This window comes from Bacillus sp. TH50 (assembly GCF_016650565.1).
Classification (GTDB): Bacteria; Bacillota; Bacilli; order Bacillales; family Bacillaceae_G; genus Bacillus_A; species Bacillus_A mycoides.
This window is the reverse complement of sequence record NZ_JAEKFM010000007.1, coordinates 859,840-882,099: the sequence shown is the minus strand read 5'-3', so window position 1 is coordinate 882,099 and position 22,260 is coordinate 859,840. Positions and strand designations below refer to the sequence as shown.

The 22,260-nt window shown below is 37.1% G+C and carries 23 protein-coding genes and 1 other annotated feature (1 of these 24 only partly in view); of the genes, 9 read left to right on the top strand and 14 right to left on the bottom strand.

Features of this window, described 5'->3' with window-relative positions; translation table 11 throughout:
- Window positions 1–216, top strand: a binding site (T-box leader) (it extends 2 nt beyond the left edge of the window).
- Between the two features lie 74 nt (window positions 217–290).
- Window positions 291–1,280 (top strand): tryptophan--tRNA ligase, encoded by a 990-nt coding sequence (trpS, locus tag JFU23_RS21590; RefSeq protein WP_088044783.1) that lies wholly within the window; start codon window positions 291–293, stop codon window positions 1,278–1,280.
- A 389-nt stretch (window positions 1,281–1,669) separates the two neighbouring features.
- Here the strand turns inward: trpS and JFU23_RS21585 are convergent, their stop codons facing one another.
- The 7 genes from JFU23_RS21585 to JFU23_RS21555 all read right to left on the bottom strand — a co-directional run bounded on the left by JFU23_RS21585 (window position 1,670) and on the right by JFU23_RS21555 (window position 7,974).
- Window positions 1,670–2,416 carry a YjbA family protein gene (locus JFU23_RS21585; RefSeq protein WP_002030367.1) on the bottom strand — a complete coding sequence of 249 codons (747 nt, stop codon included), beginning with the start codon at window positions 2,414–2,416 and terminating at the stop codon, window positions 1,670–1,672.
- Window positions 2,417–2,557: 141 nt separating this feature from the next.
- Entirely contained in the window at window positions 2,558–3,349 is a 792-nt protein-coding gene (locus JFU23_RS21580; RefSeq protein WP_002030365.1) for a DUF2268 domain-containing putative Zn-dependent protease, read from the bottom strand.
- A 115-nt stretch (window positions 3,350–3,464) separates the two neighbouring features.
- The gene (gene fabF, locus JFU23_RS21575; RefSeq protein ID WP_002030364.1) at window positions 3,465–4,703 is read right to left on the bottom strand and encodes a beta-ketoacyl-ACP synthase II; all 1,239 of its coding nucleotides are present in this window, start codon (window positions 4,701–4,703) and stop codon (window positions 3,465–3,467) included.
- 31 nt (window positions 4,704–4,734) lie between these two features.
- Window positions 4,735–5,667 (bottom strand): beta-ketoacyl-ACP synthase III, encoded by a 933-nt coding sequence (gene fabH / locus JFU23_RS21570; protein ID WP_001100550.1) that lies wholly within the window; start codon window positions 5,665–5,667, stop codon window positions 4,735–4,737.
- Between the two features lie 429 nt (window positions 5,668–6,096).
- Entirely contained in the window at window positions 6,097–6,273 is a 177-nt protein-coding gene (locus tag JFU23_RS21565) for a ComZ family protein (RefSeq protein WP_002011319.1), read from the bottom strand.
- A 64-nt stretch (window positions 6,274–6,337) separates the two neighbouring features.
- Window positions 6,338–7,210, bottom strand: a complete 873-nt coding sequence (locus JFU23_RS21560) for an NAD-dependent epimerase/dehydratase family protein (protein WP_002086991.1) — start codon at window positions 7,208–7,210, stop codon at window positions 6,338–6,340.
- A 29-nt stretch (window positions 7,211–7,239) separates the two neighbouring features.
- On the bottom strand, window positions 7,240–7,974 hold the full coding sequence (locus JFU23_RS21555) for a lipase family protein (protein WP_002030268.1): 735 nt from the start codon (window positions 7,972–7,974) through the stop codon (window positions 7,240–7,242).
- 156 nt (window positions 7,975–8,130) lie between these two features.
- Between JFU23_RS21555 and JFU23_RS21550 the strand changes: the two genes are divergently transcribed.
- Window positions 8,131–8,313: a YjzD family protein gene (locus JFU23_RS21550; protein ID WP_001211111.1), complete on the top strand. Its 183-nt coding sequence runs from the start codon at window positions 8,131–8,133 to the stop codon at window positions 8,311–8,313.
- A gap of 33 nt (window positions 8,314–8,346) precedes the next feature.
- On the opposite strand, the gene clpB is transcribed toward JFU23_RS21550, so the two are convergent.
- Both clpB and JFU23_RS21540 read right to left on the bottom strand, forming a co-directional pair.
- On the bottom strand, window positions 8,347–10,947 hold the full coding sequence (gene clpB, locus JFU23_RS21545; protein ID WP_201032678.1) for an ATP-dependent chaperone ClpB: 2,601 nt from the start codon (window positions 10,945–10,947) through the stop codon (window positions 8,347–8,349).
- 172 nt (window positions 10,948–11,119) lie between these two features.
- The gene (locus JFU23_RS21540; RefSeq protein WP_002086997.1) at window positions 11,120–11,299 is read right to left on the bottom strand and encodes a YjzC family protein; all 180 of its coding nucleotides are present in this window, start codon (window positions 11,297–11,299) and stop codon (window positions 11,120–11,122) included.
- A gap of 490 nt (window positions 11,300–11,789) precedes the next feature.
- Between JFU23_RS21540 and JFU23_RS21535 the strand changes: the two genes are divergently transcribed.
- From JFU23_RS21535 to JFU23_RS21525, 3 genes are all read left to right on the top strand, one after another.
- On the top strand, window positions 11,790–12,599 hold the full coding sequence (locus JFU23_RS21535) for a Cof-type HAD-IIB family hydrolase (protein ID WP_002011310.1): 810 nt from the start codon (window positions 11,790–11,792) through the stop codon (window positions 12,597–12,599).
- Window positions 12,600–12,704: 105 nt separating this feature from the next.
- Window positions 12,705–12,845, top strand: coding sequence for a hypothetical protein (locus JFU23_RS21530; protein ID WP_000516816.1), 141 nt, complete (start codon window positions 12,705–12,707; stop codon window positions 12,843–12,845).
- Window positions 12,846–13,043: a DUF3813 domain-containing protein gene (locus JFU23_RS21525; RefSeq protein WP_002011309.1), complete on the top strand. Its 198-nt coding sequence runs from the start codon at window positions 12,846–12,848 to the stop codon at window positions 13,041–13,043.
- A gap of 26 nt (window positions 13,044–13,069) precedes the next feature.
- Here the strand turns inward: JFU23_RS21525 and JFU23_RS21520 are convergent, their stop codons facing one another.
- Window positions 13,070–13,927, bottom strand: coding sequence for a YitT family protein (locus JFU23_RS21520; RefSeq protein WP_002125914.1), 858 nt, complete (start codon window positions 13,925–13,927; stop codon window positions 13,070–13,072).
- 100 nt (window positions 13,928–14,027) lie between these two features.
- On the opposite strand from JFU23_RS21520, the gene JFU23_RS21515 reads away from it, so the two are divergent.
- Window positions 14,028–14,159 carry a DUF3941 domain-containing protein gene (locus JFU23_RS21515; protein WP_001120851.1) on the top strand — a complete coding sequence of 44 codons (132 nt, stop codon included), beginning with the start codon at window positions 14,028–14,030 and terminating at the stop codon, window positions 14,157–14,159.
- Between the two features lie 130 nt (window positions 14,160–14,289).
- Window positions 14,290–15,147 (top strand): peptidylprolyl isomerase PrsA, encoded by an 858-nt coding sequence (gene prsA / locus JFU23_RS21510; RefSeq protein WP_201032677.1) that lies wholly within the window; start codon window positions 14,290–14,292, stop codon window positions 15,145–15,147.
- A 126-nt stretch (window positions 15,148–15,273) separates the two neighbouring features.
- Here prsA and JFU23_RS21505 read toward each other — a convergent pair whose 3' ends face one another.
- Together JFU23_RS21505 and JFU23_RS21500 are read right to left on the bottom strand one after the other, a co-directional pair.
- Entirely contained in the window at window positions 15,274–15,969 is a 696-nt protein-coding gene (locus JFU23_RS21505) for a hypothetical protein (RefSeq protein WP_201032676.1), read from the bottom strand.
- Between the two features lie 200 nt (window positions 15,970–16,169).
- Complete coding sequence (locus JFU23_RS21500) at window positions 16,170–17,024, bottom strand: CvfB family protein (protein ID WP_002011240.1); 855 nt, start codon at window positions 17,022–17,024, stop codon at window positions 16,170–16,172.
- Between the two features lie 284 nt (window positions 17,025–17,308).
- Here JFU23_RS21500 and JFU23_RS21495 point away from each other — a divergent pair, with 284 nt between their 5' ends.
- The gene (locus JFU23_RS21495; protein WP_002011241.1) at window positions 17,309–17,800 is read left to right on the top strand and encodes a YajQ family cyclic di-GMP-binding protein; all 492 of its coding nucleotides are present in this window, start codon (window positions 17,309–17,311) and stop codon (window positions 17,798–17,800) included.
- A gap of 18 nt (window positions 17,801–17,818) precedes the next feature.
- On the opposite strand, the gene JFU23_RS21490 is transcribed toward JFU23_RS21495, so the two are convergent.
- Window positions 17,819–19,180 carry an alpha-amylase family glycosyl hydrolase gene (locus tag JFU23_RS21490; protein WP_201032675.1) on the bottom strand — a complete coding sequence of 454 codons (1,362 nt, stop codon included), beginning with the start codon at window positions 19,178–19,180 and terminating at the stop codon, window positions 17,819–17,821.
- A 158-nt stretch (window positions 19,181–19,338) separates the two neighbouring features.
- Between JFU23_RS21490 and JFU23_RS21485 the strand changes: the two genes are divergently transcribed.
- Window positions 19,339–20,571, top strand: a complete 1,233-nt coding sequence (locus tag JFU23_RS21485; protein WP_201032674.1) for an ammonium transporter — start codon at window positions 19,339–19,341, stop codon at window positions 20,569–20,571.
- A 222-nt stretch (window positions 20,572–20,793) separates the two neighbouring features.
- Here JFU23_RS21485 and katB read toward each other — a convergent pair whose 3' ends face one another.
- Entirely contained in the window at window positions 20,794–22,260 is a 1,467-nt protein-coding gene (gene katB / locus JFU23_RS21480) for a catalase KatB (protein ID WP_201032673.1), read from the bottom strand.

Genomic DNA, 22,260 nt, shown 5'->3' with positions numbered 1-22,260 from the left:
GTATGCGATGATAAAGAAGAGTACATATTGGGGCAATTTCAGAGAGCTTGTGGCTGGTGTGAACAAGTAATTGTACAGTATGGAATGGGCTTTTGAGCACCAAACCGAACCGAAAGTAGTAGGCTTTGGCGTTATATCCAGACGTTATTATGGATCTTGAGAGATTTCACAGCTGTGAAATAATTAGGGTGGTACCGCGGTCCATTCGTCCCTATGTAATTTGGGATGAATGGGCTTTTTTGTATGCCTTCTCTTCCCCATCGCACATTCAATTTTAGGAGGAATTACTTATGTCAGTTATCTTTTCTGGTATTCAGCCGAGTGGAACAATTACACTTGGAAACTATTTAGGAGCTATGAAGCAATTTACAGAGCTTCAAAATGAACACGACTGTTATTTCTGTATTGTAAACCAACATGCGATTACAGTACCTCAAGATCCCGTACAACTTCGTAAAAACATTCGCAGTCTTGCTGCACTTTATGTAGCATGTGGCATCGATCCTGAAAAAGCTACTTTATTTGTACAATCAGAAGTACCAGCACACGCTCAACTAGGATGGATTATGCAATCAGTTGCTTACGTTGGAGAATTAGAGCGTATGACGCAATATAAAGATAAATCTTCTGGTAGAGATTCAGTTCCAGCTGGATTACTAACGTATCCACCATTAATGGCTGCTGATATTTTACTTTACAACACTGAAATCGTACCTGTTGGTGATGATCAAAAACAACATATGGAATTAACACGCGACCTAGCAGAGCGTTTCAACAAACGCTTCCGTGAAGTGTTCACTGTTCCTGAAATTCGTATTCCAAAAGTAGGAGCTCGCGTTATGTCATTAACAGAACCTACGAAAAAAATGAGTAAATCTGATCCGAATCCAAAAGCAATGATCAGTATGCTTGATGAACCAAAAACAATTGAAAAGAAAATTAAAAGTGCTGTAACTGATTCTGAAGGTATCGTGAAATTTGATAAAGAAAACAAACCTGGAATCTCTAACTTATTAACAATCTACTCTTCATTCTCTGGAAAAACAGTTGAAGAAATAGAAGCAATGTACGAAGGAAAAGGATACGGAGACTTCAAAGGCGACCTAGCACAAGTAGTCGTAGAAGCAATTCGTCCAATCCAAGAAAAATATAACGAACTAATCAACTCACCAGAACTAGACGAAATTCTAGACAAAGGTGCCGAAAAAGCGAACCGCGTTGCATTCAAACAACTACGTAAAGTAGAAAACGCAATGGGATTAAGTAGAAAGCGTAGGTAACTTATAAAGCGGAGGCAGCTCGTTCAGCTCTGACTGTCTAAGAACCTTTCGCATAGAAGACGCTTTTTGTCTTCTTATGCGGAAGGTTCTTAGACACGAAGAGCTTGCTGCCAGAGCTGGATTACTACAAAAAGCGGAAGCGGCTCGCTCAGAATGTGAGGGGGATGGAGCTCCTGACGTAGAGGCGCTTTTTGCCTCGCAGGAAGGCGCGAAGCCACCAAACATTCTTGCCGCTGGAGCTGGATTTCACAAAAAGCGGAAGCGGCTCGCTCAGAATGTGAGGGGGATGGAGCTCCTGACGTAGAGGCGCTTTTTGCCTCGCAGGAAGACGCGAAGCCACCGAACATTCTTGTCACCTCCATAAAAAAAACCGCCAATTGGCGGTTTTTTTAATTTACCTTCTGCTCATTTTCCATTTCCCATAACTTTTCAAAAAACGGCTGTCCTTTTACAAGGCGCTCACATAATTGCTCGTGCTTCTCAGACCATCCAGTTTTCGCTTCATCATAAAGTTTAGCCCAAACATCTTCAAACTCCATATGTTGGACCATTCCGTACGCTGATGGATCCCACTCTGTGAACCAATAGCGAATTTCAGCTGGATTTTTCGTTGTATGTAATTGATCTAATGCCATAAATAATAATTGTTTTAACTGTCTTTCTTTACGAGTTAGGCCGTTCATAATGAAAGGCGACGGTGATAAAATATGATGTTCTTTTTCAATCTCTTCCACTTGGAACTCATACTTTTCTGCTTGCACATTCTCTACCATCTCATATACCATCTGTTCTTGACGCGGTATAAGCCTACTTTTTCTAATTGGCACATTATAGCCGATTGAATCAATCGCAATAATTCCTTTTCCATCTGTAACTACAAAACAATATTCTTGTTGCAAACGTTCGTGATTTTTACGAATATAAGCCTTATGATATACGTCTTCCAATAATTTTTGCGGAAGCTCTAATAATTCGTTCTCGATGTAATGATATAATGTGGCATCTACTTTTAATAATGGCACTTGATCTAATAGCTCAATCGTATCATCTTTCCGCCATTCGTAAAAATGACAAACGTTATACCCATTCTCTTCACCTTCAAACCAATTTACCCATACATCATGTAGATATAACATTCACTACCCCTCACTTCACTACTGTTTGTACCAATCATTATGTTCAGTTTCGCTTAACTTTATTCCACTTGAGGAAATATATTCTAATTATTATTTTTTCTTCTATAATATAAAAAAAACAGGAGATAGCTCCCCTGTTTTTCATGAAACATGAAATGTATTTGCTTTATTCAATATTTCTTTCGCATCTATAGATAATAAAGAAAGTGTATTTTCTCCTTCAAATGCTACACAATCTTTCACAATATGAAATCCAAGTGCATAGCCAAGCATTTTCGGATACGAGTGCAGTCCATTTAATAAAACATCATGCTCCCTCGTACCTCTCTTTACGCCTATTCGTTCTTGTATTGAATTCCTCCAATAATAAATAGCATCTTCTTTTGAAATGTAAGTAGTCCACGGTGCACATCTTTTTTCTGTATACCTTTCATACACAGCTTGCTCAGCTAACCCTTCCATAATCATCGTATCAAGTAATGTATACTCTGTTTCTTTCGTCTCAATTTGATGTAACCTACATATATGATGGTATTCATGCGTTAATAAAGCTTTTAGTTCCTCTACTGAATTACGTCCACATACGAATAAGAAAATAACGTGACGCATAGATAAGCCAGCCTTCCCGTTATATTCCTCTTGTACAGTTCGATTGTATGAATCTGATAATAAAATAAAGATAGGGACATCTGGACCTTTTAGCCAACCTTTCAATTTTTCATACTCCATGCTAAGTTCTTTCCAAATTTCTTTCTTCTCTAACTCTTTAATTTCCTGCTCCCCCCGCATTACTGGACGATACATACCTTTAGAGATTAAAAAGCGATACAGTCTCTCTTTTGGCAATGGAATATACTTTGTAAATTTCTCACAAAGCTTCTCTGGACGTCCATAATACAGATGTAACCATTCTGCCGTTTCAACAACCCCCAACCTTCATCCCTCCTTTTCTTATGTATATGCAAAAAAGAAAGGAACGTAAAGGTGATTAAAAATAAATAAGGTGTCTTTTCGTAATACTTTACGAAAAGACACCTTATTGTACATATTATTTATATGCTTTAAATACTAATACTGCGTTATGACCACCGAATCCTAATGAATTACTTAATACAGCTCGCACTTCTTGATGCCTCGCTGTATTTGGTACGTAATCTAAATCACATTCTGGATCTGGTGTTTCATAGTTAATCGTCGGAGGAATTACTCCGTCTGTAATTGATTTAATAGAGAAGATCGCTTCAACAGCACCAGCTGCTCCTAATAAATGACCTGTCATTGATTTCGTTGAGCTAATCGCTACTTTATATGCATGCTCACCGAAAGTTTCTTTAATTGCCATCGTTTCATACTTTTCATTTGCATCTGTACTTGTACCATGTGCATTAATGTAATCAATATCTTTTGGCTCTAGACCTGCATCAGCTAAAGCTTGACGCATCGCACGAACTCCGCCTTCACCGCCAGGAGCAGGCATTGTAATATGGAACGCATCACCAGTTGCACCATAACCAGCAATTTCCGCATAAATGTGAGCACCACGTGCTAATGCGTGCTCTAATTCTTCAAGAATAAGAATTCCTGATCCTTCACCCATTACGAAACCGCTACGATTTTTATCGAATGGGCGGCAAGCCGTTGCTGGATCTTCATTGAATGTTAATGCTTTCGCTGAGCTAAACCCAGCGAATGCCATACTTGTTAATGGCGCTTCTGCTCCGCCTGTTATCATCGCATCAGCATCACCGCGCTGGATTACTTTAAACGCATCACCAATTGAGTTTGCTCCAGATGCACAAGCTGTTACAGAGCAAGTATTAATTCCTTTCGCTCCTGTAGCGATTGACACTTGACCTGCTGCCATATCTGGAATCATCATTGGTACGAAGAATGGGCTCACGCGGCGCGGACCTTTTTCAGTAAAAATCTTAAATTGTTCTTCGTATGTTTCCATACCACCAATACCAGAACCAACCCATACACCAATGCGTGGTGCATTTTCTTCTGTAATTTCAAGCTTCGCATCCGCAACTGCCATTTTCGCTGCTGCTACTGCATATTGCGTAAAGCGGTCCATACGGCGCGCTTCTTTTTTATCTATATATTTTTCGACTTCAAAGTCGTTAATTTCTGCTGCTACTTTTGCAGGAATTTGTTCTGAATCTATTCTTGTAAGTCGTCCGATTCCGGATACACCGTTTTTAATGTTTTCCCAAGCTGTTTCAACATCTGTTCCGATCGGTGTAACAGCTCCTAGCCCTGTAATTACGACCCTCTTTTTTTCCATACAAAATACACTCCTTTTTTTCTCTCAGTCCTTATTTACCCCAACGAAGAGCTACTGCTCCCCATGTTAACCCGCCGCCAAAACCGACTAGTATAATTAAATCACCATCTTGAATACGTCCATTTTGCAATTCCTCTACCATTGCAATTGGAATTGAAGAAGCCGATGTATTACCGAACTTTTCAATTGTCATACTCATTTTTTCTTTCGGTAAATTTAATCTTTCTCTTGCAGATTCCATAATACGAATATTCGCTTGATGTGGTACTAAGAAGTCCACATCCTCTTTCGTAAGTCCCGCTTTTTCTAACACGCGAAGACAGGAATCACCAAGTTGGCGAACAGCAAATTTAAAGACTTCTCTGCCGTTCATCATAACATACTCGTCTTGATAAAGATGCTTACCGCCACTTCCGTCCGCTCCTAATTCAAAGGAAAGTACACCTTTCCCTTCCGAAACAGCTCCCATTACGATAGCACCTGCTCCGTCCCCAAATAGTACGGCTGTATTTCGATCGTTCCAGTCTACAATTTTAGATAGTTTGTCACTACCAACTACTAATACATTTTTATAAGTTCCCGTTTGAATAAATTGCTGTGCTGTAATCATTCCGTACATAAAGCCAGCACATGCTGCACTTAAATCCATTGCGGCTGCGTGTTTTGCGCCAATTGCTTCTTGGATTACACAAGCTACTGCTGGGAATGCGCGATCTGGCGTTACTGTTGCCACTAAAATAAGATCGATATCCTCTCCGCTAATCCCGGCATCTTCAAGTGCTTTTTTAGAAGCCTCTACCGCCATATATGAAGTATCTATTGTATCATCGGCAATGCGTCTTTCTGCAATTCCCGTTCTCGTACGAATCCATTCATCAGATGTATCTACGATTTTCTCTAAATCGTGATTTGTGACTACTTTTTCTGGCACATATCTTCCGATCCCTAAAATGCCCACGTTCACATCGCAGCCCTCCGTTTTATATCAATTATTATGACTTGGTACTAATTTTAAAACATAAATGTACTTTTGTCTAGAATATATTTCAGCTAAAAAAATAAGACAGCGTATTACTAACTTTATTTTTCATTAAAAGAAACAGAAAAATCCCTATCCTTTCAAAAGATAAACTTCCCAATACTTTTGACCTTACTCCGCTCGAAACAAAAAAAGCCCTTACCGCTTCTATCCACAGCTCGAGCCTCTCTTCCATCAAAAAAGAAGGTTTTTTTATTCTTTATCTGCTTTCCCTTCAAAACTAAGACCTTCTCCTCATAACCTTCCCCTTTAGCCTCATCATCCCTCAGGCTTCACTCCACTCAAAACAAAAAAAGGCCCCAACCGCTTCTATCCACGGCTCGAGCCTCTCTTCCATCAAAAAAGAAGGTTTTTTTATTCTTTATCTGCTTTCCCAAGCTCATATGCTTCGCCCATTACTTTCATCAATAGCTCTAACACCGGCTGTGCTTTCTCCATATCAAGTGCAATTCCATTAGAATCTAAAATTGCCTTTGCTTCTGGTAAATGCTTCATTGCGATTTGTAAAAATTGCATACTTTTTTCGTTCATGTAATCTCTTCCTCTCCATTAAAGCTTTTCAATCAATTATCCATACAATAGTGTAACACGCATGCTACCCTTCGTATAACTCTTTATATTTTTTCATATGTGCCAATTGTTTATTTAAACCGAATTCTACTGGTGTATTTTTTTGAATAGAAATAACCTCTACAGCTTCATCTCTTACTTCCACATTTTTGTTATTTACTTTATCATCTGCATGTAAAAGACTCATACCCTTTTCCCATAACTCTTCTTTTCCACTAAGTAAATTATATATACCGAGGTGTTTTACATTCATTCCATTTTCCCATAAATATTCACATACATCTTCAACGTAAAGTAAATCACTTCCTTTTTCTCCATTTATACAACGGCACTCTTTTTCATCAAGTTCTGATAAAATAAGCTGATGATACATCATAAACGACGGTTGCCATGGCCCATATAATGTAGGAACTCGATATGCACTATATTGTAATTCGCCTTTTTTCAACCCTTCTTCCACTTTCGAAAATAGATGTTTGTTTTCGGATTCTTCAGTGCTTCCTATTTCAATAGAAGAAATTAGATTTAACTTTACTTTATTTTTTTCACACATCCTTACGATTCGTTTTAAATATTGTAATATGACCCTTTCATTCCGAAATCCACTTTGCTGATTCGGCTCATACAAGCAAAAATAAACTGTATCGAAACTCTCTTCCTCTACCGATCGCCATCCGTCTTCATCCCTTATAGAATAGTACGTAAATAACGCATTCCGCCCAATCAACAATAATTTCTCTTCATTAATTTTTGTCATACTATCAAATTCATCAAAATCAAGACCATATACTTCTACTTCTTCTGCAATCATTTTATTCACAAGGTGATAACCTACAAACGTAAGTGCACCTATAATCAGCACGCGTTTCATACCACCAACCCTTTCCCCTTGAAACAAATAGCTCCTCATTTATGTATATGGGAGCTTCACAATTCTTCTTCATATTTTTTAAAGAAATCAGTCGTTTGTCTAACCATTTTATATTTCACATCTTGCAGATGGAATAAAACAGAAGTATCGCATTGATTGAATTGCCTCATTTTCTCGTATTTACGTAACAATTGTTTTCTTCCTCTTTTTTCCTGTGTTGAGACAAAAACTTTAACAGGTACACAAGATGGCAGAAGCGCAAATGATTTCTTATTTATTTTTGATTCTAATTCTTCTTCTTTGGAATCATACGCCAAACTTAATTCCTTCACTAATCTTTTGTAAAAAAACTTATGCTCTTTCTCAAAATCCACATATTCTGGTAAATCTAAACACGGATTTAACATAACGACAGAACGTATACATTCAGGGTATTTGTTCATCATCTCCAGTGCTACAAGCGCTCCCATACCATCTGCCATAATGTGCATTTTCGCATTCAATGTCTCTTTTCTTAGAACGACATCATACAAACGTTTTGCAAGACGAACAGCTCGATCGTTCCCCCAATGCCTTCCGTATAAGTTAGATGAAAAGACCGTATAACCTTTTTCAATAAGGCCCTGTAAAAAATAAGCTCTCCCTGCATGCTGTGTCCATAAACTTGTACCATTCTCAATAAAATAGTTATAATCTCCTAGGAGCATAACAGAAAATCCATTTGGCTTTTCCGGTAAATAAATTACACATGGTTCTTTTTCTAAGTAAAAAAAACGTTCCGTAATACTCATTTTTCCCCCGCCTTATTTTCTAAACGTATAAAAGTACTCTTTTATAATGTATGAACAGAATGCAAATTTGCGTTGAAAAATCTACAAATATTTTTCTATATTCTTTTTTCAATTGTGTTACAATAAGGACAGATTGAACGAATAGAGGTGTAAAATATGCGTTTCATTTGGGCATTAATTTGGTCGTTCGCACTTGTACATATGATGAGCTATGTAATCGGCTCTATGACTGGCGGTACATACGATTTTAACCAAGCGTCTATTTTCTCAGTTGTTCTTGCGGTATTAGTATTAGCGATTGCAGCTGCGATTCCAAACGAGCCAGTAGAACAACACTAAAAAAAGAGTCCGGATTTTATCCGAACTCTTTTTTTACTTCACACGCACGACTAATTCGTTATTTTCTACATCAACCACTACGTGACTATTGTCAGTAATCGCTCCTGCAATTAATTCTCTCGCTAATTTCGTCTCAACTTGACGCTGTACGTATCGTTTTAACGGACGAGCTCCGTACATCGGATCGAATCCAGCTTCTACAACAAATTCTTTTGCAGATTCCGTCAATTCTAATGATATGTGGCGATCTGCTAAACGCCCTTGTAATTCTTGTACAATCTTATCAACAATACCTTTAATTTCATTCCTTGTAAGAGGTTTGAATAAAATAATTTCATCGACACGGTTTAAGAATTCTGGTCGGAAATGTCCTCTTAATTGTCCCATTACAAGTTCTCTTGACTCTTCTTTAATAGAACCATCTTCTTCTAGCCCTTCTAATAAGTGAGCAGATCCAATATTTGAAGTCATAATAATAACCGTATTTTTAAAGTCTACTGTACGTCCTTGTGAATCTGTAATGCGGCCATCGTCTAACATTTGTAATAAAATGTTGAATACTTCTGGATGTGCTTTTTCGATTTCATCTAACAAAATAACAGAATATGGTTTACGTCTTACTGCTTCTGTTAATTGTCCACCTTCTTCATATCCAACATATCCAGGAGGCGCTCCAATTAAGCGTGACACTGCGTGTTTCTCCATATACTCAGACATATCGATACGAATCATTTGCTCTTCACTGTCAAATAATGTTTGCGCTAACGTTTTTGCAAGCTCAGTTTTACCAACACCTGTAGGGCCTAAGAAAATAAATGAACCAATTGGACGATTCGGATCTTTAATACCAGCGCGAGCACGAAGTACTGCGTCTGATACAAGGCTTACCGCTTCCTCTTGACCGATAACACGCTCTGATAAAATTTGTTCAAGACGTAATAATTTCTCACGTTCACCTTCAACGAGTTTTGCGACAGGAATACCAGTCCACCTTGAAACAATATCTGCAATTTCTTCTTCACTTACTTCCTCGCGTAATAAGCGATTCTCTTGTTTATTATGTGCACCCATCTCTTCCGCTTCTTTTAACTCTTTTTCGATAGCTGGAATTTTCCCGTGGCGAAGTTCAGCTGCTTTATTTAAATCGTAATTTCCTTCTGCTTCTTCTAACTCACGGCGCAAGCGCTCTAAATGCTCACGTAAGTCACGCACTTTGTGAATGTCTTCTTTTTCTTTCTCCCATTTCGCTCTCATACTACTTGCAACTTCTTTTAAATCCGATAATTCACGTTGCAATGTTTTTAGGCGCTCTTGACTACCTAAGTCCTTTTCTTTCCCAAGAGCAGCTTCTTCAATTTCCAGCTGCATAATGCGGCGCGTTACTTCATCTAGTTCTGTTGGCATAGAATCAATTTCTGTTCGAATTGTTGCACAAGCTTCATCAACAAGATCAATTGCTTTATCGGGCAAGAAACGATCCGAAATATATCGATCTGATAAAACAGATGCCGCTACAATCGCGCGGTCATGAATATTTACACCGTGATAAATTTCAAACCGCTCTTTTAAACCACGTAAAATGGAAATTGTATCCTCAACAGTTGGCTCTTCTGCTAACACTTGTTGGAAACGTCTTTCTAACGCTGGATCTTTCTCAATATATTTACGGTATTCATCTAATGTCGTTGCCCCGATACAATGCAGTTCACCACGCGCTAGCATTGGTTTTAACATATTTCCCGCATCCATCGCTCCTTCTGTTTTACCAGCGCCGACGATTGTATGAAGTTCATCAATGAATAATAAAATGCGACCTTCACTCTTTTTAATTTCATTTAATACAGCTTGCAGACGTTCTTCAAACTCACCGCGGAATTTTGCTCCGGCCACAAGTGCACTCATATCTAAAGCGAAAATTGTTCTATCTTTTAATCCTTCTGGGACATCTTTTTTCACAATACGCTGCGCTAATCCTTCAACGATTGCTGTTTTACCAACACCTGGCTCTCCGATTAAAACGGGGTTATTTTTCGTTTTGCGTGAAAGAATGCGGATCACGCGGCGAATTTCACTATCTCTGCCAATTACAGGATCAATTTTCCCCGCTCTTACTTCAGCCACTAAATCACGGCCATATTTTTCTAACGCTTCATAAGTTGCTTCTGGATTTTGATTAGTCACTCTTTGATTCCCCCGAACTGTCATTAAAGACTGTAATAAGTTGTCTTTCGTAATATGAAATTTTGTAAATAATTGATTTATATCGCCTTTTTCTTCAGAAAAAGCAAGTAATACATGTTCGATTGAAATGTAGTCATCTTGCAATTTCTCCGCTTCTTTTCCTGCTCTTACAAGCAGTTGTTGCAAAGCACCTGTTACATATAATTTCCCTGCCTCTGCCCCGCTTCCAGTTACAGAAGGCTTTTTCTTAATTAAACTTTCGGCGCCTTGCTTTAACGCTTCTATATCGACATTCATTTTTTGAAAAATACGTACCGTTAATCCGTCTTGTTGCTCTAATAACGTAAGCAATAGATGAACAGTATCTACTTCTTGATGATGATGAGATACCGCTAAAGATTGAGCACTCATAATCGCTTCCTGTGTTTTCGTTGTCATTTGATTTAAGTCCATCTTTACAGCCCTCCAAATGTTTGACTTTCTTTGACCTTTGATTTGATTATACGCCAACTGACTTTTTTATACAATAATTTTGCTTATGTAGTTCAAACTTATTATTGGAAAAAGAAAAAAGTAACATTCATTTTCCTAATCAAAAAAGCCGCAATAACGATTGCGGCTTCTGTTACGGTTTTCTTTTATATGTCCACTGACGGTTATGATTTGCGTTCTCTGGAAACTTTTCACCGGCAGTTAATTGTACCATTTGCGGATTTTTCACCATACTTCCCGTTTCACCAATTTCTACGTAAATGCCATCATTTGGCGCCTTTTGCCCTGAACGAAACCTGCGATTTTGTCCCATTTCCATTCTCCTTCCATGACGTCTTGCCTCATTAGTATATCCATTTTAAAAGAAAGCTTTTCTGTCATGTTTAGGAAACAAGTACTACGGTTTACCCATGTACATATATATAATTACACAAGCTTAAGCAGGAATTATTGGCATATTTGTTGAAAAAAAAGAAACCAACCTACTTTAGGCCAGTTTCAAAGGAGAGTCAAACATATACGAGAAGATTACATGTTCATTATAAGTCGCATCATTCAAACAATGTAACCCTTTTCACAAATTGTACATAATGAAAGAAACATTGTTTGAACTTTCTAAAAAGATATTGACTTTCCCTAATTTCCAACGAGAAATAGTAGACACCACAGCGCTTCGCGACGTAAGATGGATATATAGTGAAACTTTCATCTACAGTAGTTTTACCCAGTCTAACCTCTTATTTCTGCATCTTAAAAACGGAAATACAGATAGAATCAAAAAATTTATTATAAGAGGTGAAATTATGAACAAACAACATTTAATCGCATTAGACTTAGACGGAACTTTATTAACAGACAACAAAATAATTTCCCCAAGAACGAAAAACACAATTGCAAAAGCAAAAGAACAAGGACATATTGTCGTTATTTCAACAGGACGTCCATTCCGCGCTAGTTACGATTATTATAAAGAACTTAGCCTTAACACACCAATCGTAAACTTTAATGGAGCTTACGTGCATCACCCTCTTGATTCAAGTTGGGGAACACATCACTCTCCTCTTGAACTTTCAACAGCGCAAGAAATCGTCCGAGCTTGCTTTGATTTCGGCGTGAAAAATGTCTATGCTGAAGTCATCGATGATGTGTATGTCCGTGAAATTGATGAAGATAAAAAACATATTTTTGAATTCGGTTCTCCAAGGATTTTCACAGGAGATTTATTAAATATTTTAAACGACCATCCAACTTGCTTATTAATCGATGCACATGACGAGCATTCTGCTGCAATTCGCCAACATTTAACAGATATGCATGCTGAAGTCATCGACCATAGAAAATGGGGTGCACCTTGGCCAATTATTGAAATTGTAAAAAGCGGATTAAATAAAGCTGTCGGATTACAAAAAATTTCAGGCCATTATAATATTCCTAAAGAGCGAATTATCGCTTTTGGTGATGAGGATAACGACTTTGAAATGATCGAATTTGCTGGTCATGGAATCGCAATGGGTAATGCGATTCCTGAATTAAAATCACTTGCAAATCATACGACATTAACGAATGAAGAAGATGGTATCGCTCTATATTTAGAAGAGGTTCTTGGATTGTAATCTAAAAATTCCCTGCTTATAGTTTCTCGCCAAACGCTCATACTATTATTAGACGCAAAAGTCAGCGCGTCAATTGTTTTCAGCTAAATAAAGGGGGTTTTTCGAATGGGTAAAAAGAACAAATCAAAACGTTTTATCCAGCAAGGAGCCGATGCTGTTATGAAGCATGATGCAAGATTCCCGTACAGAGGTACATTAGCTGAGGCAGAAAAAGCGAGAAGTAACTCTTCATTTGGAGGGGTTTAAATGGGGAACTTACTATTCCAACAAGCTAGAGACGCTGTTTCAAGTGCCGTTTCTTGTTCAAGTGGCGCTGAACAACAGGAACTCGTTTATAGAGCAAAAAACTCTTTGCACTCTGCTTATGCAAACTCTTCAACTGCTGAAAAAGTTCAGCTACGTGAAATGCAGGAGCAATTGCAAAACATTACGAATTCGCATTAAAAAAGGAGGACCAGCTTTGGTCCTCCTTAATCTTTTCTAAACAATCCAAACACACCGACCGTTTGCAGTATATTTGTAAATGCACCTGGGTCCACTTGTTTAATAACCCTCTCTAATTCGTACAACTCGTAACGAGTAATAACAATCATTAACATTTCTTTATTTTCATTTGTATAAGCACCTGTTGCTGGTATAGTTGTAATCCCCCTCACTAAGCGAGAGTGAATCGCTTTTCGCACATCTGCCCCGTTCTTTGTAACAATTAATGCCGTAATCTTCACATGACGGGTATGAATCGCATCAATAATTCTCGTTGATACATACAAAGTGACTAAAGTATATAATGCCTTTTCCCATCCATATACGTAGCCAGCAGCGATAATGATAAGTGCATTAAAGAAGAAAAAATACGTGCCGACAGGCTTATCTTTTATTTTTGATAAAATCATAGCAATAATATCTAGACCACCTGTAGAAGCCCCCCACTTTAAAGCAACCCCTACCCCAATCGCTGAAATAATACCACCAAAAATCGCATTCAATATAATATCGTGCGAAACCGCTCTAACTGGGATAATTTCTAAAAACAAAGTCATAAATACAACACAAAGAAAACTAAAAAATGTAAAGGCCTTCCCAACCTTTTTCCACGCTAAAATAACGACAGGAATATTAAACAAACTAAACAATACCCCCGTAGATATATGAATAGATAAAAAGTCACCTAATATTTGTGACAATAATTGAGACAATCCAGCAAAACCACTCGCATACACTTTCGCTGGTGTTAAAAATAAATTCATCCCAATCGCATTTAATAAACCCGCAATAATTACAACGACTAACTTCTTAATAAGTTCAGTATAATTCAGCTTCAAATCCATTTCTAATCCACCTTTAGTATTCATGAATGCACCGCTATACATAGTCTTTACGAAAAAGGAAATGATAAACATACAACGTTTAGAAATGGAGTTGATACATATGCCACATACTAGCGATAACGACAAAAAAGCACGCGACAATAATGCAAAGCGCACTCAAAAAAATGAACAAGAGCAAAAAAATATTCAGCAAGGAAAACGTGCATATTCTAAGAAAACCGATCACCTTTGATTACATCGTACATCAACTTTAATGTTGATGTACTTTTTTTACATTTTACAGGGGAAAAACATTAAAAATTCACTTCATGTTCACTTCTATATTCTACAATAGCGATAACATATTCGGATGAGGTGTTAGCATGAAAGGAAAAAGTACATTCATTATCACTGCACTAATAAGTATATTAATACTATCTGCTTGCGGACAAAAAAATGACTCGGCCACAATCGCTACAACAACAAACTCAACCATTACGAAGAGCGATTTCGAAAAACAATTGAAAGATCGATACGGAAAAGACACGCTATACGAAATGGTAGCACAAGATGTTATTACTAAAAAATATAAAGTATCTGATGATGCAGTAGATAAAGAAGTAGAAAAAGCAAAAGATCAATATGGAGAACAATTCAAAGCAACACTAGAAAATAATCGTTTAAAAGATGAAGAAGATTTCAAAAATCAAATTAAATTTAAACTTGCATTGAATGAAGCGATTAAACAAAGCGTTACAGAAAAAGATGTGAAAGACCACTATAAACCAGAAATTAAAGCTAGTCACATTTTAGTAAGTAACGAAAATGAAGCGAAAGAGATAAAGAAGAAATTAGATACCGGCACTTCATTTGAAGAATTAGCAAAACAAGAATCTCAAGATTTAGCATCAAAAGATAATGGCGGAGACCTCGGATACTTCGGGGCAGGAAAAATGACACCTGAATTTGAAAAAGCTGCCTACAAATTAAAGCCCGGCCAAATTAGCAATCCCGTAAAATCACCAAACGGCTATCACATTATTAAACTAACTGATAAAAAAGATTTACAACCTTACGATAAAGTGAAAGACCCTATACGTAAAGACTTAGAAGAAGAACGTCTTGCCGACCCTTCCTTCGGTCAAAAATTATTACAAGATGAATTAAAAAAGGCAGATATTAAAATAAATGATAGTGACTTAAAAGATACATTTTCTCATCTTTTTGGGAAAGAGAACTAAAATAAAGCACGATCTTATTTTTTTAAATAAGGTCGTGCTTTTTCTTCAGACTTTTATAATGCCAATTGATGTGATCTAGTTCTATCTCCATTTTAATCCGGTGCTTATACCTCTTTCTTTAAAAGATTATATGCATTTCACAATTAACCACGGATACCACAATACCTCTTCTGCCTCAATTTCCCCATTATCAATTAAATGAATAATCTGCTTTGCATCTTCATACTTATCAACAAGTGATAATTCATTTAATTTCTTACCAAAATCCTCTTGTAAATTGTTATGAATAAAAGAATAAAAATCATTGTTACTAAAGCCACATATATCAAATCCTAATATTTCATCGTTTTCAACATCAACAGGTAATGAACTTTCGAGAAAGTCATATATAGAAACTTTAAAGTCATTTTCTTCTCGCTCATTTATTAAAAAATCCGTCCGATACTCTTCTGAAAGATGCAAACTAATAATCTCTAAATTTTCTATCCCTTTTAAATAATTTCGCTTAAAGAATCTCGCATCTTCTAAATTTTTAAAAGCATTCGGCCACGAGAACTTTTCTTCTTCCATTAGTGTATCTAAAAAAGATTGTCCACTTTCATGTTCCTCTTTACTAATCTTCAACCTTCCATTTATCATCTGAGCAATAGGATCATTTTTATTTGAATTACACCAAGGGAAAAACCAATAATCCGGAAATGTAGGCCGAATCCCATTACATATCGTTAAAATCGTTTGTGATAGTCCCTCAATATTGCATTCTTTATAGATAAGTTCCCTATCGTAGGAAATTATGAGGTATCCGGAACTATAATATTTCATTTACATACCTCATTTCTTTTCAATCAAAATTAAATTCAAACTCTCTTTCATATAGATATAACTATCTATCCTTTCTATATTTTTTAAAATATTCCTCTTCCAATGATTCTCTTACTCCCTCTCTCCTTTTATGCCAAACGTAAAAAGAACTACCTCCTCCCTAATAAACTTAGAGAAAAAATAGTTCTTTTTCATTTATCTTATTTCTTAAAGTAAGTCCAACCTTCTTCTTGGTAAATCTTTTCTTCTTTCATCAGTTTACCAAGTGCACGCTTAAATGCAGCCTTACTCATATTGAAACGTTCTTTAATGTCTTCTGGGTTACTCTTATCCCAAAACGGCATTGCTCCGCCTCGTTCTTCCATATATGCATAAAGTACTGCTGCATCATCTTCCATTCCTTCTTCTTTACGAGGAAGAAGTGAAATGTTAATTGTACCGTCGTCTTTCACGTCAATAATACGACCTGTTACGCGCTCACCGATGCGGACTTGTTCTTTTCTTTCTGTATGGTGTAAGAAAGCACGGAAATGCTCGTCAGTTAGTATGAACGAACCAACTTGAAGTGAGCGATACACACGTCCATTTACGTTTTTATTACGCATAGATGGCGTTGCATCTACGATAATTTCTTGCATATCACTGTCTCTTGCCGGAAGGGCAATTAAACGATCACGATTCGTTAATTTTAACGTACAATATAATTCGTCGCCTTCCTGAGGCCATACTGGCATATAAATTGGAAACTCATCAAGTGGAATTAGTATATCTTTTGATACACCAATATCAACAAACACACCTAAACTAGGAATAACTTCTACAACCTTTACCCAATTCCAATCATGCGTTGTAATAATTGGTTCCTTCATTGTTGCTGAAATACGATTTTGGTGATCAAGGTATAAGAATACATCAATCGTATCGCCTTCTGCAATTTCTCCAGCTAATTCGTTTTTATGTAGGAAGATTTCTTCCTCTTCGTTTCCAACCATATATCCGATTTCCGTTTCGCGTAAAACAGTTACCTGTTCAATCGATCCTAATTGCAAATACATATTTTTTAATTCCCTTCTATATATATAAAGTTATCTTTTTTATCATTCCAAACAAAAGTTAATTATAACACGATTTTTCCTTTATTTGTCCAACTGCCCAAAATTCACTATAATTAAATAAAGACTGTATCTATAGGACTATATTCCCCAACGGATGATCCGTCAAAACACTTAAGTTGCAACACTCTATCTAATCGATGTATTTTCCGCTATACTTTAATATGTATATTACATAGCCTATTTAGGTGCATGAAAAGATAGAAATTTATTTGGAGGTGCTAACTATGGCAAAAGAGAGTTCTTTTGACATCGTTTCGAAAGTAGAATTACCTGAAGTAACAAACGCAATTAACATCGCATTAAAGGAAATCCAAAACCGATATGACTTTAAAGGTAGTAAAAGTGATATTAAATTAGAAAAAGAAGTACTTGTTTTAACTTCTGAGGACGAGTTCAAATTAGACCAAGTAAAAGACGTTCTAATTTCTAAACTTGTAAAACGTAACGTTCCAATTAAAAACTTGGACTACGGAAAAGTTGAAACTGCATCTGGTAATACTGTTCGCCAACGTGCAACTCTGCAACAAGGTATCGATAAAGATAACGCGAAAAAAATTAACAACATCATTAAAGAAATGAAATTAAAAGTAAAAACGCAAGTACAAGATGACCAAGTACGCGTAACAGCGAAAAGCCGTGATGACTTACAAGCAGTAATCGCAGCCGTTCGCAGCGTCGACTTACCAATCGACGTACAATTCATTAACTACCGCTAAGAAAAAAAGATCCTCTATCTATACAGAGGATCTTTTCTTTTTAACCGCAATTAAAAAAGCAATAAATAATACGTTCACACCGACTATTAAGGAGATAAACAACCAATTCACACCTGTTTCTTCGCTAACTTTATACACATTCGACTCTTCGCGCTTTAAAACAAGATAAAACTTTCCGTTTTCTTCTCTTATAATTTCGTCTTCTAACAATCCTCTTAACTCTTGTTTTTCACCAATTGCACTTACAGGTAAGGAGACCTTTTGCGTTTCTTTCGTATTATTAATCGCTACTAGTGTTACTTCATCTTTATACTTTCGTTTTAATATACTCATTCCATCTTTATCATATAGAAGTTCAAACGTACCACGTCGTAAAGATGGTCTCGCTTGTCTAAGTTCACCTAGCTTCGTTATGTGCTGCATAAACTTTTCATCAGATTTGAAATCCATTAATCGTCTATTATCTGGAGCATCTCCCCCATCTAATGCGATTTCAGTTCCGTAATAAAAATTCGGTATCCCCGGGGATGTTAACAAGTAAGTGATCGCTAGTTTTAAACGAGACGGTGGGTAATACATATTTTCTTTTGCAATACGTGCAAATCGCTTTGTTTCTTGATTATCTAAAAACGTAGCGAATTCCTCTTCTTTTCCACTCACATCATATAAAGGTTTCACAGACATATCTACTTTTGAAAATGACTCTACTATTTTTTTATAGTACTCATTATCTTCCTTTGTCATAATGTGAAAATCTTTCTTTACCTTCTGCAAATCCTTTTGCACTTCATCCCAAAAAGCACGCGGCTTTTTTTCACTATGTATCACATAACTTCCGTCTAAATCGACTTCTTTTATCCACCATTTCATCGAGTCTATTAATTGTTGTTCATTTTCTTCATACGGAAATTGAAAGACAACTTTCATTCCTTTTTTGTGAGCCTCATTTACAAGTTCTTTCACATCATTTTCTGTTCCGAAATGTTCATTTACTTTTTGAAAATTTCGAACGCTTAATCCGTCATACTTTTCACTTTCAAAAAGCGGCGAAAGCATAATAGTAGTAAATCCCATTTCTTTTATGTAGTCCAATCTTTTTATAATCCCACGTATATCTCCGCCCTGATACCCTCCTAAATTACCAACGTCTAACTGTTTGTCATTTTTCGATTCTCCGTTATTAAAGCGATCAATCATAATGGAATATATAACTTCATCTCGCCATTCCCTTTTTTCTTCCGCAAAAGTATGTACTGGTACAAACAAAATAAAAGCTAAACAAAAACAAATGAATAGTTCCTTAGTCCATATTTTTTTCACACGCATCCCCCAAACTTCCAATTGTAAGAATATTATACCAATTTTTAGAGCAAATCGCATACGTTGATTTTATCCCCCAAAAAATACATCATGTTAGTTTTTCTAACATCAACTGAAAAGTTTTCTGAATTTTTAGTTGATTTTTCTTTTTATTTCGAATATGATATGAAATATAACATATAGATGTTATTTTTTCTAACATCATAGGAGGAGAGAGAATGAATACGGGAGATACAGTTTTTATTTTTGTAACGACAGTAATGGTCATGTTGATGACACCTGGATTGGCACTTTTTTATGGGGGTATGGTTCGCAGTAAAAACGTACTCAGCACGACAATGCACAGTTATAGCGCAATGGCTATCGTTTCGATTCAATGGATTGTTATCGGTTATTCTTTATCATTCGGGTCAGATTGGCACGGACTTATCGGCAATCTCGATTGGTTCGGTCTAAACGGAGTTACCTACGCACCAAACCCAGACTACTCATCTACTATTCCTCACAATTTATTTATGATGTTCCAACTCATGTTCGCTATTTTAACTCCCGCTTTAATTTCAGGGGCATTCGCCGAAAGAATGCGATTTTCTGCCTTTCTTATTTTTATCCTTCTTTGGACAACAATCGTTTACAATCCTGTCGCTCATTGGGTATGGGGCGTTGGCGGATGGTTGAGAGAACTCGGCGCGTTAGACTTCGCTGGTGGTAATGTCGTTCATATCACATCTGGCGTTGCTGGTCTTGTATTAGCTATTTTCCTTGGAAAACGAAAAAACATTAGCGGTACCTCCCCTCATCATTTACCATTTACAATGTTAGGCGCAGGCTTACTCTGGTTCGGCTGGTTCGGTTTCAACGTCGGTAGTGCATTATCTTTAAATGACGTAGCTTTAACTGCATTTATTAATACAAATATAGCCGCCGCTGCCTCAACTCTAACTTGGATGCTTTCTGAATGGTTCTTCCAATCAAAACCGACTGCGATGGGAGCTGCTTCCGGGGTTGTTTCTGGTTTAGTCGCAATTACGCCGGCTTGTGGATTCGTTACACCTTTCTCCGCTCTTCTTATCGGAGCAATCGGCGGTATATTATGCTTCGGAGCTGTCTTCTTCTTAAAAAACAAATTCGGATACGACGATACACTCGATGCATTTGGATGCCACGGCATTGGAGGAACTTGGGGCGGTATTGCAACTGGACTATTTGCTACTACTACTATAAATAGCGATGGTGCTAACGGATTATTTTACGGAAACGCCACTCTCCTTTTCAAACAACTTGTAGCAATCGGAGCAACATATGCATTTACAATAATAATGACGTACGCCATTATTAAGGCTATTAACTTCTTCCTTCCTGTTCGCGTCGATGAGCACGAAGAACAAATGGGGCTTGATATTTCGATGCATGGAGAGAAAGCTTATGAGTATACTGAGCGAGTGAACTAAAAAAAGAGAGGCAATCTATTGGTAGTAGATTGCCTCTCTTTTTATTGCACTTCTCGACATACCCCACCTAGTATTTCTATGAATATATCAACGAATTTTTTAAATATATCGATCGTTTCTTTCAATATATCGACAAAATATGACATAACGAAAGTGAAGAATACCCCCTAACACTACAAGTAAAATAAAAAAGACGACCGTTTAACAGTCGTCTTTTCCTATTTATTTCGGAGTATTCCCTACATATTGCGTAATATCAACATTTAAAGCTTGCGCTAAGCGTATTCCATACTCTTGATCTGCACGGAAGAAATTACAAACAGCTAATAATTTCGTGCGCTCATTTACGTCTTTTAAGTCATTTGTTAAGTTTGCAATTAAGTTATCTTGCTCTTCTTTAGAGAATGAACGGTAACGCTCACCCGCTTGCTTGAAATCATTTGGTTTGTCAATTTTTTCACGAGATACGTAGCCTTCTACTTTCATAGTTGAATCGCGGTAAGTTGGGTCTTCAACTGGATTTTCAGTATGACGGCTCGGTTCGTAGTTTATTGTAGATGGGTTTTGATCCACTTGCATCGCACCATCACGTTGTTGATTACGAACAGCTGCGTATGGGCAGTTTACAGGAATTTGTAAATAGTTTGCACCAAGGCGGTAACGCTGTGTATCTGGGTAAGAGAATAAACGACCTTGCAATAATTTATCTTCAGATGGTTCAATACCATTTACAGTTGCACTTGGAGAGAACGCCACTTGTTCTACTTCCGCAAAGAAGTTTTTCGGGTTACGATTTAACGTCATCGTCCCTACTTCAATTAATGGGAAACGATCTTCTGGCCATACTTTCGTCGGATCTAATGGATCGAAATCTAAAGAATCCGTTTCTTCTAGTTGCATCACTTGTACGTGTAAATCCCACTTCGGATAATTTCCTTTTTCGATTGCATCGAATAAATCACGAGTTGCATGATTGAAGTCTTTCCCTTGCACTTGCTCGACTTCTTTTGCACTTAAGTTACGCACACCTTGCTGTGGCTTCCAATGATATTTAATGTAAACAATTTTACCTTCTGCATTAATCCATTTAAATGAATGTACGCCGAATCCTTCCATTTCACGGTAGTTTGCCGGTGTACCATAATCAGAAAATACCCACGTCATCATATGTGTAGATTCTGGAGTTAACGTCATGAAATCCCAGTAACGATTTGGTGTTTGAACATTTGTATCAGGTGCTGGCTTTAATGAATGCACCATGTCAGGGAATTTAATTGCATCACGAATGAAGAAAACTGGTAAATGGTTACCTACGATATCATAGTTTCCTTCTTCTGTATAAAATTTAACAGCGAACCCACGCGGATCACGAGCTGTCTCTGGAGAACCTTGGCCATGAATAACCGTTGAGAAACGAACGAATACAGGTGTTTCAGTTCCTTCATTTTGTAAAAACGCTGCTTTCGTATATTGCTTCATGCTGTTTTTCGTTACGAATACGCCGTGAGCACCTGCACCACGTGCATGCACAACACGCTCAGGAATACGTTCACGATCAAAGTGAGCAAGTTTTTCTACTAAATGATAGTCTTCTAACAATACTGGTCCACGGCGACCAGCTGTACGAGAATTTTGGTTATCTCCAACTGGAGCACCTTGGTTTGTTGTTAAGCGCTTATTTGGATTCAT